Origin of the sequence: [Lactobacillus] rogosae, assembly GCA_900112995.1 — a bacterium.
Taxonomy (GTDB): domain Bacteria; phylum Bacillota; class Clostridia; order Lachnospirales; family Lachnospiraceae; genus Lachnospira; species Lachnospira rogosae.
Genome location: FONU01000005.1, coordinates 108,695 through 122,547, shown reverse-complemented (window position 1 = coordinate 122,547; position 13,853 = coordinate 108,695). Strand labels below are relative to the sequence as shown.

Below are 13,853 nucleotides of genomic sequence, written 5' to 3'. Positions count from 1 at the left end.
GTTTTGATATACTAATTAAAAATTGTATAAGGGAGAATTATACCAGTGAAGGATGGATATATAAGAGCTGCGGCAATGACACCCAAGATAAAGGTTGCAGATTGCCGTTATAATACAGAGCAGATTAAAGAACTTATCACTAAAGCATATGATAATAAAGCTGCAATTGTAGGCTTTCCTGAATTGTGTATTACAGGATATACTTGCAATGATTTGTTCTTACAGGATACATTGATAGATGAAGCATATAATTCATTGATTGATTTAAAGAAATATACCGGACAGTATGAAGGAATGGCTGTTGTTGTCGGACTTCCATATATGTATATGGGAAAGCTTTATAATGTGGCGGCAGTGCTTATGAATGGACATATTATTGGACTTGTGCCTAAGATGAATATACCTAATTATGCGGAATTCTACGAGAGAAGACAATTTAAAGAAGGCTTTAAGGGCAATGTGTCTGTTAATATAGATGGAGAAGATGTTGATTTTGGTGGAAGCCTGATATGTCAGTTTGGAAGCAGTAATAAAGTTAAACTTGCAATTGAGATATGTGAAGATTTGTGGACACCAGCACCACCAAGCATAAGACACGCACTTAACGGAGCGACAATTATTGTCAATCTTTCTGCAAGCAATGAGACTATAGGAAAGTCAGCTTACAGAAGGGAGCTTGTTAAAGGACAGTCGGCAAGACTTGTATGCGGATACATTTATTCAACAGCAGGTGATGGAGAGTCGACACAGGATATAGTATTCGGTGCACATAATCTAATATGCGAGAATGGCACAGTGCTTGCAGAGGCTAAGAAGTTCACCAATGAAGCAGTGTATGCGGATATTGATGTTGACAGAATATGTTCGGAAAGAAGAAGAATGTCTACATTTGATGTGAATGTAGATGAAAATATGAAGGAAGCATATAAATATGTTACCTGCCCTGAATTAAAAAAACGTACTTTGGAATTAAAAAGATATTTTGATAAAGCACCATTTGTTCCAGATGATAAGAAGGAAAGAGATGCAAGATGTGAGGAAATACTTGACATACAGACATATGGACTAAAAAAAAGGTTAGAGCATACTAACTGTAAGAGTGCAGTTATAGGAATATCAGGGGGACTTGATTCAACACTTGCACTTCTTGTAACTGTAAGGGCATTTGATATTCTTAATCTTGACAGAAATGGCATTAACTGTATTACGATGCCTTGCTTTGGAACAACTGACAGAACATATAATAATGCAGTTAAGATGACAGAAAAGCTTGGCTGTACATTAAGAGAGATTAATATAAAGAAGTCTGTAAGACAGCATTTTGAAGATATCGGACATAATGAAGATGTTCATAATGTAACATATGAGAATGGACAGGCAAGAGAGAGAACACAGATTCTTATGGATATTGCCAACCAGACTAACGGAATGGTAATAGGAACAGGTGATATGTCAGAGCTTGCATTAGGCTGGGCAACTTACAACGGCGACCATATGTCAATGTATGGAGTTAATGCTTCTGTTCCAAAGACACTTGTAAGACATCTTGTAAGATATTATGCTGATACCTGTGCTAATAAAGAATTATCAGAGGTGCTTATTGACGTATTAGATACACCTGTAAGTCCAGAGCTTCTTCCACCTAATGAAGATGGAACAATACATCAGAAGACGGAAGACCTTGTAGGTCCATACGAACTTCACGATTTTTTTATGTATCATATGTTAAGGTTTGGAGTCGGACCAGAAAAGTTATTCAGAATAGCTAATATTGCATTTGCAAATGATTATAGCCCTGCTGTAATATACAAATGGTTAAGAACATTTATCTGGAGATTTTTTGCACAGCAGTTCAAGCGTTCCTGCCTGCCAGACGGACCAAAGGTCGGTTCGGTTGCAGTATCTCCAAGAGGAGATTTAAGAATGCCAAGTGATGCAAGTCCTGCTGCATGGATGGAAAAGCTTGACAGAATTAAAGAAGCTAATGGCTTTGAATAATATTTAATAATATATATAAATATTAATAATCAAATAATCAGGAGGATTAAAAATGGCTGGCAATAACAATACAAAGAATGACAGCACACAGAAGATAGTTACAAAATACGATAAGAAGATGGCTAAAAGAAAGGCTGAACAAAGAAAACAGGAAAGAGAAAGCTTTATATTTAAGGTTGTAGGAATTGGCGTTCTTGCTGGAATAGTATTAGCTTTAGTAATAACACTGGGAACAAGATATTCAAGAATACATAACAAGTTTATAAAAGTTGATTCAGAGAATATAAGCCAGATAGAATTTGATATGTATTATAATATTTCTAAAAATGCACTGTTATCACAGACATTTTACGGAAATACGACAATGGCAGACTATTTCTCTTATATGGGATATAAAAGCTCTGAGAATGATAAGTCACAGACTAATTCACAGACAGGTGGAACATGGTATGCTTATTTTGCGGATAATGCAGTTAATACAATTAAGGAAACTAAGGCATTGTTAAAGGATGCTGCTGACAATAATTACGAATACACAACAGCAGATGAGGATTACAACAAGCTTGTAGAACAGGCTGAAAGTGCAGCTGCCTCCGCATCATTAGATGAAAAGGCATATTATAAGCAGAACTTTGGTAATTATGCTACCAAGAAGAATATAAAGAGCTATTTAATGGAATATCTTAAGGCAGATGCTTATAGAACAGAACTTACAGACAGCTTAAAGGCTACAGATGATGAAGTTAAACAGTATTATGAAGAACATAAGGATACATATGATCAGGTTGATTATCGTGAATTTACAATAAAAGCTGTAGATACAACTGACGGTGAGATGCAGGCAGCCAAGGCAAAGGCAGATGAGTTTGCGGCAGGAGCTGTGAGCGAGCAGGCATTTAATGATTTATGTAAGAGATATGCAGATGATGGTGACACTAAATATGATGACATCAATGGTTCGCTCTTTAGCAAGGTAGTAAGTTCTAATATGGACACAGGAACATCAGACTGGCTTCTTTCAGATGACAGAAAGGCTGGAGATGTAACAGTTATAGAGAATTCATCATCAGGCTGTTATTATGTACTGTATTTTATTAATAAGTCATATGATGGTTCATCAGATGAAACAATTGCGTCAAATGTACTTAACAACAAATATTCAGAATATATTTCTAATATAACTGACAGTATGCAGGTGGATATATATAACAGATTTTAGTTAAGTATATCAGATTTTGATTAAGTATATTAGATTTTAATTAAATTGAATATGCGTAAGACAATATAAAATATAAGACAATGTAAAAGGTGTAATATCCTTGCATTTAAGAAATACTGCTGTAATCAGATGATTGGATTGACCTTATATGGGGGAGGTTCTATGTTTAATACGATATGTATAGCGTGTATTATAATTGGAATTCTTATTCCATTTTGTAGTATAGTGCTTAATTTGTTTGATGGATTTGTTGATTTTATATCAATAGATATATTTCAGTTAGAATTCGGCTCTGATATGGTTCTTGATTTTCTGCCATTTTCAATTAACAGCCTGTGTTTATGGGCGTTAATATTTGGTTGTACAGGAATGATATTTAATGGAAAGCTTTCTGAACCGGCTCTTATTGTGATTGGTATTGTGGCAGGCTACATATGTGCTGTTATATTACAGTCAATTATTAAAAGACTGAAAAAGGTTGAGAATTTTGCCGCAGAGAAGAGTGAAATATTGTTAAGCAGGGGAACAGTGAGTAATGCGATTCCCAAAGGTGGTGTCGGGGCTGTGAGCATATTATTAAGCACAGGCTCAAATGTCACATATCCTGCCAAGGCAGAAGATGGTGAGTCTATTAAGCAGGATAAAGAAGTTAATATCTTAAGATTTGATGGTGATTATATAATAGTAGAGAGCACATCACGTCTTGAAGATAAATATTCTGGCAGATAAGCCAGAAGCCGGAATGGCAGAATGGAGGTTTATATGGGATATGGCACAGAGTCAAGTCTATTTGGCATTGTAGCTGCAGTACTGGGAATTGTATTAATTCTCACAGTTGTACTTAGAATGTGGAAAAAAGTACCACAGGACAAGGCAGGAGTTGTAACTGGTATGAAGAAAAGGGTCATCACCGGTGGTGGTGGACTTGTAATTCCAGTATTTGAAAGAATTGATTATATTTCGCTTGGAAATATACCGCTTAGTGTTGCGACACGAAGCAGTCTTTCAAGCCAGGGTGTACCAATTAGTGTAATTACAACAGCGGTTATCAAAGTAAGAAATGAAAAGAACAGTATTCTTACAGCAATTGAACAGTTTACGGGACGTAACGAGAAAGAGATTATTGATAACATTCAGGGTACAGCAATAGCAGTTCTTGAAGGTAAGCTTCGAGAGATTATTGCAACTATGACAGTTGAGGAGCTTTATCAGAAGAGAGAAGAATTCTCTTCAAGGGTACAGGAAGTTGTAGGTACAGAGCTTGGCAATATGGGTCTTGAGGTTAAGAACTTCACTATCACAGATATATCTGATGAGAACGGATATATCAAGGCACTTGGTGATGGTATGATTGCCCAGAGAAAGAAAGATGCTGAAATCCAGAAGGCAGAAGCTGCAAGAGATATGCAGATTAAGACTTCACAGGCACGTCAGGAAGGTGAGTCAGCCAAGTTAAAGGCAGAGGCAGATATAGCTCAGGCGGCTAAGGATAAGGCAGTCCTTGAAGCCAATTATATGCAGGAACAGCAGACAGCACAGGCTAAAGCAGAATTAGCACACGATATCCAGTCTAATATTACACAGAAAGATGTAATACAGGCACAGATGGATGCAGAGCTTCTTAAACAGCAAAGACAAAAAGAGATTGCAGAAGCACAGATTCAGGTTCAGATTGCATCAGAGCAGAAGAATATAGAACTTGCACAGAAGCAGGCTGAAAGAACTAAAGAGAGTTTAAGGGTTACTATAGTTGAACCAGCTAATGCTGAGAAGGCAAAACAGATGGCAGATGCAGATGCAGAAAAGTACCGTCAGATTGCACAGGCACAGGCGAGAGCTGAGTCCAAGAAAGTTGAAGCACAGGCAGAAGCAGAAGCGATTGCAATTAAGGCACAAGCAGAAGCAGACGCTATTGCTAAGACAGGTATAGCAGAGGCTGAGGCAACTAAAGCCAAAGGTATAGCAGAAGCTGAAGCCATGGAGAAGAAGGCAGAAGCTTATGAGAAGTACGGTCAGGCAGCTATGATGGAAATGCTTGTAAAGGTACTTCCACAGATGGCAGAACAGGTAGCTAAGCCGCTTCAGAGCATAGATAAGGTTACAATTATTGACAGCACAGATAGTTCTAATGGCTCTGGTGTAGGACAGATGGGCGGTTATGTTCCATCGGTGCTTGCAAAGACAATAGAATCTATTAAAGAAACAACAGGCTTTGATATAACAGATGTTATGAAAGCTAATACAATACAGGCAAAGACAGACAGAAATATATCTGTTGATGGTGTAGACGGAGTTTCTAATATTACTATAAACAATGACAAATCAGAGTTGTCAAATTAATTTAAAATAGTATAATTGATTATCAAAAGAGGTGGACGTAAAAGGTGCACCTCTTTTGTATTTGTATAACATATAAAGAATTGAAAGGATAATCTATGAGAAAGAAATATATTTTATTTGATTTGGACGGAACACTTACAGATTCAAGTGAGGGAATAACAAAGAGTGTGCAGTATGCACTTGATAAGCTTGGGATAACAGAGAATGACGAGGCAGTGCTTAAAAGATATATAGGACCTCCGCTTGATGAAAGCTTTGCTAAATTTCACGGCTTAAGTAGAGAGGATGCGTTAAAGGCGGTTAATTATTACAGGGAAAGATATAAAGATACAGGAATATATGAGAACAGATTATTTGATGGAATAAAAGAACTGTTAAGCAGTTTAAAGAAAGAAGGTTACATAACAGCACTTGCAACATGTAAGCCTGAAATATATGTTCCTACGATACTTAAGTATTTTGATATAGAGCAATATTTTGATATAGCTGTAGGAAGTGAATTAGAGGGCGGTGCAAGAAGACATAAGGATGATGTGATTAATGAGGTATTTAACCAGATTATAAAGCTAAATAAAGCTGATAACGCGGATATTACTAATGCTTCGGATACAACAAATGTATCAGATACAGCAGATATTTTAAATGATATCAAGGCTGATTCAATTATGATTGGTGACAGAAAAGATGATATTCTTGGAGCTAAGAACTGCGGAATAGAGTCTATCGGTGTCAGATATGGATTTGCTGAAGAAAATGAGCTTGAGAATGCAGGAGCAGATTACATAGTTGAGAATGTGCAGGATATTATTACTACACTTGATGAAATGTAAATGATATATATAAATATATAAGTATATATAAAGGTAAGGCAATGAAGATGGAAGAACTTGTAAAGAACAGATTATCAGATAATAGTGATATAAGGGTAGGAATAGATGTAGGTTCAACAACAGTTAAGCTTGTAATAACAGATATTAATACCAATGATGTTGTGTATTCCAAATATGTAAGACATAACGCAAGGCAGATTGACACAGCAAGAACTCTTCTTAGTGAGGTAAAGGAGCTCCTTAGTGGGAAAAACTTTAAGGCAGCAGTATGCGGTTCAGGTGGAAAGCCGGTGAGCAGGGCATTGGGAATACATTATATTCAGGAAGTTGTTGCTAATGCGGCGGCAGTACAAAGACTGTATCCGGATATACGAACAGCGATTGAACTTGGTGGACAGGATGCTAAGGTAATCTTCTTTTATTTTGATGATAATACAGGCAGGCTTATGACATCTGATATGCGTATGAATGGAAGCTGTGCAGGCGGAACGGGTGCATTTATAGACGAGATAGCAACACTGCTTGGCGTTAAGACAGAAGAATTTGAGAGCCTTGCGGCAAAAGGTACAACTGTATATGACATATCAGGAAGATGTGGTGTATTTGCAAAGACAGATATACAGCCATTATTAATACAGGGAGCTGACAGGGCTGATATTGCTTTGTCAACATTTCACGCCATAGCCAAGCAGACAATAGGTGGATTGTCACAGGGACTTGAGTTAAAAGCACCTATAATATTCGAGGGAGGACCTCTTACATTTAATTCTACACTTATAAGGGTATTTGCAGAAAGGCTTGGACTATCAGATAAGGATTATATAGTTCCACAACATGCAGAAACAATAGTTGCATATGGAACAGCAGTTGCGATAGATAATTTATTTGATGATGATACATATGTCACTATTGACGAGCTTATTAATAGAATTGATACTTTTGACAGGTCTTTAATAAAAGAGCATAAAGCAGTCAGCAAGCCATTCTTTGCAGATGAGGCAGATTATAAAGAGTTTACCCAAAGACACGATAAAGAGCTTTATAAGCTGAGTGAGCCACATATTAAGAATGGTGTACTGAATGTATATCTTGGAATTGACTCAGGCAGTACAACATCTAAATTCGTGCTTATAGATGAAGAAGAAAAAGTTATAGATACATTTTACGCTAATAACCACGGTGACCCTATAAAAGTGGTTAAAGAGGGTATAACAAAGATATATGATAAATATGCTGATAAAGGAATTAAGCTTGTGTGCAGGGGAATGGGAACAACAGGTTATGGAGAACATCTTCTTGCCAAGGCATTCAGGGCTGATTACCATACAGTAGAAACTGTCGCACACACGACAGGTTGTCAGAAGTTCTATCCTGATACAACATTTGTGCTGGATATTGGCGGTCAGGATATGAAAGCAATATGGCTTAATGACGGCGTAATAACTAATATTATGCTCAATGAGGCCTGTTCATCAGGCTGTGGGTCATTCCTTGAGAACTTTGCATCCAATCTAAACATAGATGTTAAGGATATTGCTAAAAGGGCATTCAGCTCAGTTAGTCCAGCACATTTAGGAAGCAGATGCACAGTATTTATGAACAGTACAATAATTAATGAACAGAGAGATGGCAAGAACCCTGATGATATTATGGCAGGTCTGTGCCGTTCGATTATTGAAAATGTGTTCACTAAGGTTGTGCGAGTTGCCAATACAAAAGAGCTTGGTGAAAAAGTAGTAGTTCAGGGGGGAACTTTTAGAAACAGGGCTGTTCTTCGTGCCATAGAAGAATATCTTGATATGAATGTTACTCTCGCACCATTCCCAGGTGAGATGGGAGCACTTGGTGCGGCACTTGCAGCCAAGAAACATATAAAAGAAGAAGGCTATGCGAATGGTGAAAGCTCATCATTTATAGGCTTTGAGGCTGTGAAGAAATTTGAATACACAACACAATCGGGAGTACGTTGTGAGCATTGCGGCAATCACTGCTTAAGAAATGTTCTTACATTCCCTGACGGCGGCAGATGGGTTACAGGCAATAGGTGTGAAAATGGACTTATACTTGATGAAACAGCGGCGGTACTTGAGGATACTAAAGAAAACAGCAAAGAGAACGCCGTGCTCGATGTGTTTGCAATGCGTGAGAAAATGCTATTTAAGGCGTATGATTACAAAGAAGTTTCAAAGCACAAGGATATAACAATCGGAATACCAAGAGTTCTTGAATTCTTTGACAGTATGCCGTTCTGGACAACATTTTTTAAGGCATTGGGTTATAATGTCAAGCTTTCTCATAAAAGCAACAGGAAAATGTATGAGAAAGGGCTTAAATATGTAGCTTCAGATACAATATGTTTTCCGGCAAAGCTTGTTCACGGACATATAGAGGATCTTGCCAGCCAGAATGTTGATAGAATATTTATGCCATATGTTATGCATATGCCACCAGAAGGAACTGATAAGCTGAGTCCTTATGTGTGTTCTGTTGTTATGGGATATCCTATGGTTGTAAGAAACTCACAGAACCCAGAGAAACAGTACGGGGTTAAGTTTGATACACCTATATTCCACTGGTTCTCAAAGAAAGACAGAAGACACCAGATAATAGAATATGCTGTCAATGAACTTTCAGTATCAAAGAGTGAGGCAGAGGAAGCTTATAGACAGGCAGCAGATGCAAGAAATGGATTTAAGGGTGAACTTATAAGACTTAGCAATATGGCTATTGATAATGCTAAGAAGAATAATACATTTGCTGTTGTGCTTGCAGGAAGACCATATCATACAGACCCATTTGTAAGCAAGAATATATCGAAAATGCTTGCAAAGAAAGGAATTGCTGTTATTCCTGTTGATGGTCTTGACAAGCTTAATGAGCAGGTGCTTTCTAATACAAGGGCAGAGATAACCAATAATTTCCATACAAGAATGTTGTCAGCGGCGATGATAGCAGCTAAGACACCAGAGCTTGAATATGTGCAGATTGTAAGTTTTGGCTGTGGACATGATGCAATACTTTCAGATGAGATTATAAGAATAATGAATGAGAGCGGACATAAGCCGCCCCTTATTCTAAAAGTTGATGAAAGTGATGCGACAGGAGCACTTGGAATAAGAATACAGTCGTTTATAAAGTCTGTACAGATAAGACGTGGGATTAAAGATGAAGAATTCATAAAGAAGCATATGTATGAGGAGCTTAAAGAGCCAAGTCCTGCCAAGTTCTATAGGAAAGATAAGAAGATAAGAACTATTCTTGTGCCTAATATATCAGTTGAGGTTTCTAAAATTCTTGAGGGTATATTGGAAAAAGAGAATTTCAAAGTTAAGAGAATACCAATAGGTTCAACAGAGCAGATTAAGCTTGGAAAGAAATATGTACATAATGATATATGTTTCCCAGCCCAGATGGTTATAGGAGAGCTTATAGGTGAATTAAAACGCGGCGGTTATAATCAGGACGAGGTTGCCGTTGGAATGGTTAAATTCCAGTGTGACTGTCGTATGTCACATTACGCAGGACTTCTTAGAAAAGGACTTGATTCTGCAGGCTTTAGTAATGTGCCAATTCTTACAACTGATGTTAATGATACTAAAAGAAATCACCCAGGTGTATTCTTACTTGGAGTTAGTGCGGTATTAGAGGCTGTATGGTCATTTATGATGCTTGATATGCTTACTGATGTATGCAGAAAGACACGTCCTTATGAGATTAATAAAGGCGAAACAGACAGGGTATACCAGCAGTGTGTTGATAATCTTTCACAGGCTATTAAATCTGGAATTGGAAGTGCAAGAAAAGCATTTGAACAGGGAATGAAGGATATGGCGGCGATACCTTATGACAGAAGCCATTTAAAGCCTAAAGTATTCATAACAGGAGAACTGCTTGTTACATATCATTCAGGCTCTAACTTTAATATTGAAAGATATATGGAAGAAAATGGAATGGAAACTATATTCCCAAGAATAACAGACCAGCTAAGAAAAGATTTTCTTGCATCTATGGCTGAGATAAAGGATTATAATGCAAATATATTCCCATATCCATTTGCTGTTGACTGGCTGTTTGACCACGTCCAGAAGTCGTTGGAGAAGACGGCTGTTCTTCATCCTTTGTACAAAAAGGCATTAAGACCAAGGGATATGTATCAGGGAGTTAAAAATATAATTCCTGAAACCCTAAGCTGTGGTGAGGGCTGGCTTATGGCAGCAGAGATTGTACATTATGCTAAGGAAGGCGTAAAGTCATTTATTATATTACAGCCTTTTGGCTGTCTGCCTAATCATATATGCGGAAGAGGGGTAATAAAGAGAATAAAAGAAGACTACCCAAATGTTACAATTCTGCCTCTTGATCTTGACCCTGATACAAGCTATGCTAACGTTGAAAACAGAATGCAGATGATGATTATGAATAGCTGATGTTGAGATACACAAACGATGATTTGTCAATGTTATTCAAAAAGAAATATAAAAAATAAATAAAATTTGTTAATAAATACTAAAATGTGCCAGGCTTTTTTGGCACATTTTTTTTATTTTCAAAGTTGAAATTTTTATTAATTATACTATAATAAAGCTAACGGAACAGTACTGTGATAAGTTAAATATTTTATTCTAAAGTAAAGGAGGACAAGGTTATGATTAGTTTTTTCATTTGCTTGTTTCTTTTAATTGGCGGTTACTTTGTGTATGGTAAAGTTGTAGAGAATACATTTGCACCAGACGACAGAGAAACTCCAGCAGTTAAGATTAATGATGGCGTTGACTATGTAGTAATGCCACAATGGAAACTGTTTTTAGTACAGCTTTTGAATATTGCAGGTTTAGGACCAATATTCGGAGCTATGCAGGGTGCTTTATGGGGCCCGGTTGTATTCTTATGGATTACATTTGGTACTATCTTCGCTGGTGGTGTACACGATTATTTCTCAGGTATGTTATCAGAACGTAATGATGGTGCATCAATCTCAGAGGTATGTGGTATATACCTTGGCGGATTTATGAAGAATGTAATGAGAGTATTCAGTGTTGTACTTCTTGTTATGGTTGGTACAGTATTCGCAGTAGGTCCTGCTGGACTTATTGTAACTCTTTTCAAGAATGGTAACGTATCAGGAATTGTTACCAGTACAGAATTCTGGTTATGGATAATTCTTGCATACTATTTCATTGCAACATTTATTTCAATTGATAAGATTATCGGACGTATTTATCCATTATTTGGTATATGTCTTATCATTATGGCACTTGGTGTTGCACTTGGTATATTTACTCACTCACAGTACCAGATACCAGAGATATGGTCACACTTCACTAATATGCATCCTAAGGCAACTCCAATATGGAGTGTAATGTTCATAACAGTTGCCTGTGGTGCTATATCAGGTTTCCACGCAACACAGTCACCTCTTATGGCTCGTTGTATGAAGTCAGAGAAGCAGGGACATTTCGTATTCTATGGTGCAATGGTTGCCGAAGGTATTATCGCTTTAATATGGGCAGCAGCAGGCTGTTCAATCTATGAAGTAACAGATGGTTTAAGCACAGGCTTAAGTGCAATACTTGCCAATGGACAGTCAGCAGCTATATATGATGTATGCTCAAAGACAATGGGTGGTGTTGGTGTTGCACTTGCTATGATAGGTGTTATTGTATGCCCTATCACATCTGGTGATACAGCTTTCAGAAGTGCAAGACTTGTACTTGCAGACTGGTTCAAGATTGATCAGGGTAAGTACGCTAAGAGACTTATGCTTTGTGTTCCATTACTTGCAGTTGGTGCATTTGTTGGACACCTTGATTACACAATTATATGGAGATACTTCAGTTGGACTAACCAGACACTTGCTATGATAGTTCTCTGGACAGCTAGTATGTTCTTATTCAAGGAAAAGAAGAATTACTGGATTACAGCAGTTCCTGCAACATTTATGAGTGCTGTTTCAATGACATATTTCTTCTATGCAAAAGAGTGTCTTAACCTTGGTACAAAGGTAGCTTACCCAGCCGGTATTATAATTGCCGCAGTATTCTTTGGAATATTTATGTATGCAACAAGAAAGCATACAAAGGAAGCTGCTTAATACATAACAGTAGTAATAGAATATAATGATAAGCAGCCATATGAAGCAGGTTAGCTTATTAGAATAAAAGGAGGGAAGTCCTCAGGATATATTCCCTCCTTTTATATATTATGATATGAGTGCAGAAGATGAAGTGAATTATTATTAAATATGAATTGTATTATAATGTATTTGTATCATAATTATAATGATATTGTTGAAAAGGAGTTGATTGCTATGCTTTTTAAGCCGCATTGTTTATCCAGAACAACACTTAGCAAGGAAGAGCTTGTAAAAGACAGAAAGAATTGCAGAAAGTTTGGTCCCTGTGGTGTTGGCGAAAAGGCTATATATCTTAATAGCTTTTATTTTGACAGGAGATATTATATTCCACTGTCCAATGTTAAAAGAATATTTAAGAGAGTTGCTATGAGTAAAGGAGGATTTACTGGCAAAGGATTATTTGCAACAATTCCTTATCTTGTTGTTGAGTATGATAACGGAGAAGAGAAGCAGTGTAATTTCAAGTTTGAAGAAAATGTAGATTCTCTTCTTGCATATATTAAACAGACACACCCGTATATAAGACTTCACAGTGAAGAAGCTGAGAAACGTCTTAAACAAAAAGAAAGACTTAAAGAACAGAAGAAAGCAGTAGCAATCAGTAAAGAAGCTAAGGCAAATGTAGCAGTGCTTAATAACTGTATGGAATATCTTAACCGTAATGAGGAGTTAAGCATACAGTTAAGTGCAGGAGCTAAGAGAAAGAGAGTATATGACAGAAGCAATCCTGCTTACAAATGGGTTGCACTCAGTATAACACTTCTTGGGGCAGCAGCTCTTATATATGGAATATTTGCTCTTATAACACACGCCGGTTTTGCTGTATATTTCTTATTATTTGGACTTGCGGCAATATTCCTTTTTTCAAGTGCCAATGTACTTCCAACAGCGAAGAATAATAAGAAATACATAGAGAGCCACCTTATGAGTGCGGTTGAGGATATGGAAGAATATATACACAATTATCCAGACTTCCCAATTCCAGCGTGGTATGCTCATCCAGTTGTTCTTAAGAGAATGATTGATATTATAGAGGAAGGCAGAGCGGTGAAAGCAGATGAAGCACTTGAAGTATTAAAGAGCGATTTAAAGGCACTTAATTCAAGCGTTGCAGTTGAACAGGAAGAATATGATGAGATAATGGCTATAAAGCCAATGTTCTTAGTAAGGGAGTATCAGTAACTGACCTTATAAATTAATATTAGATTGACACTTTTAATAATGCCTATAAAAGATTATTCTTTCATAATAACAATTAATACATACAAGATATGTATGTTTTAGCTGTTAATTATTACTAATGACTCGTATGCAGATTAATATATATTGCATA

The 13,853-nt window shown here is 36.9% G+C and carries 8 protein-coding genes; all 8 read left to right on the top strand.

Features of this window, described 5'->3' with window-relative positions; genetic code table 11:
• The first annotated feature begins 45 nt into the window (after positions 1-45).
• On the top strand, positions 46-1,998 hold the full coding sequence (locus BM157_RS02195) for an NAD(+) synthase (RefSeq protein WP_090139784.1): 1,953 nt from the start codon (positions 46-48) through the stop codon (positions 1,996-1,998).
• A 52-nt stretch (positions 1,999-2,050) separates the two neighbouring features.
• Entirely contained in the window at positions 2,051-3,217 is a 1,167-nt protein-coding gene (locus BM157_RS02190; RefSeq protein WP_090139782.1) for a peptidyl-prolyl cis-trans isomerase, read from the top strand.
• Between the two features lie 162 nt (positions 3,218-3,379).
• Positions 3,380-3,946 (top strand): hypothetical protein, encoded by a 567-nt coding sequence (locus BM157_RS02185; protein ID WP_090139780.1) that lies wholly within the window; start codon positions 3,380-3,382, stop codon positions 3,944-3,946.
• Between the two features lie 33 nt (positions 3,947-3,979).
• Positions 3,980-5,557, top strand: a complete 1,578-nt coding sequence (locus tag BM157_RS02180) for a flotillin family protein (RefSeq protein ID WP_022502126.1) — start codon at positions 3,980-3,982, stop codon at positions 5,555-5,557.
• 95 nt (positions 5,558-5,652) lie between these two features.
• Positions 5,653-6,387, top strand: coding sequence for an HAD hydrolase-like protein (locus BM157_RS02175; protein ID WP_055174202.1), 735 nt, complete (start codon positions 5,653-5,655; stop codon positions 6,385-6,387).
• Positions 6,388-6,428: 41 nt separating this feature from the next.
• Positions 6,429-10,814, top strand: a complete 4,386-nt coding sequence (locus tag BM157_RS02170) for an acyl-CoA dehydratase activase (protein ID WP_090139778.1) — start codon at positions 6,429-6,431, stop codon at positions 10,812-10,814.
• Between the two features lie 218 nt (positions 10,815-11,032).
• Entirely contained in the window at positions 11,033-12,478 is a 1,446-nt protein-coding gene (locus tag BM157_RS02165) for a carbon starvation CstA family protein (RefSeq protein ID WP_022502123.1), read from the top strand.
• 216 nt (positions 12,479-12,694) lie between these two features.
• Positions 12,695-13,702: a hypothetical protein gene (locus tag BM157_RS02160; protein WP_055174337.1), complete on the top strand. Its 1,008-nt coding sequence runs from the start codon at positions 12,695-12,697 to the stop codon at positions 13,700-13,702.
• Positions 13,703-13,853: the final 151 nt, after the last annotated feature.

What these genes read in the sequence shown, in the direction of transcription:
- BM157_RS02170 (WP_090139778.1), top strand. Translation starts at nt 6,429, where the DNA reads ATGAAGATGGAAGAACTTGTAAAGAACAGATTATCAGATAATAGTGAT.
- BM157_RS02165 (WP_022502123.1), top strand. Translation starts at nt 11,033, where the DNA reads ATGATTAGTTTTTTCATTTGCTTGTTTCTTTTAATTGGCGGTTACTTT.
- BM157_RS02190 (WP_090139782.1), top strand. Translation starts at nt 2,051, where the DNA reads ATGGCTGGCAATAACAATACAAAGAATGACAGCACACAGAAGATAGTT.
- BM157_RS02180 (WP_022502126.1), top strand. Translation starts at nt 3,980, where the DNA reads ATGGGATATGGCACAGAGTCAAGTCTATTTGGCATTGTAGCTGCAGTA.
- BM157_RS02185 (WP_090139780.1), top strand. Translation starts at nt 3,380, where the DNA reads ATGTTTAATACGATATGTATAGCGTGTATTATAATTGGAATTCTTATT.
- BM157_RS02175 (WP_055174202.1), top strand. Translation starts at nt 5,653, where the DNA reads ATGAGAAAGAAATATATTTTATTTGATTTGGACGGAACACTTACAGAT.
- BM157_RS02160 (WP_055174337.1), top strand. Translation starts at nt 12,695, where the DNA reads ATGCTTTTTAAGCCGCATTGTTTATCCAGAACAACACTTAGCAAGGAA.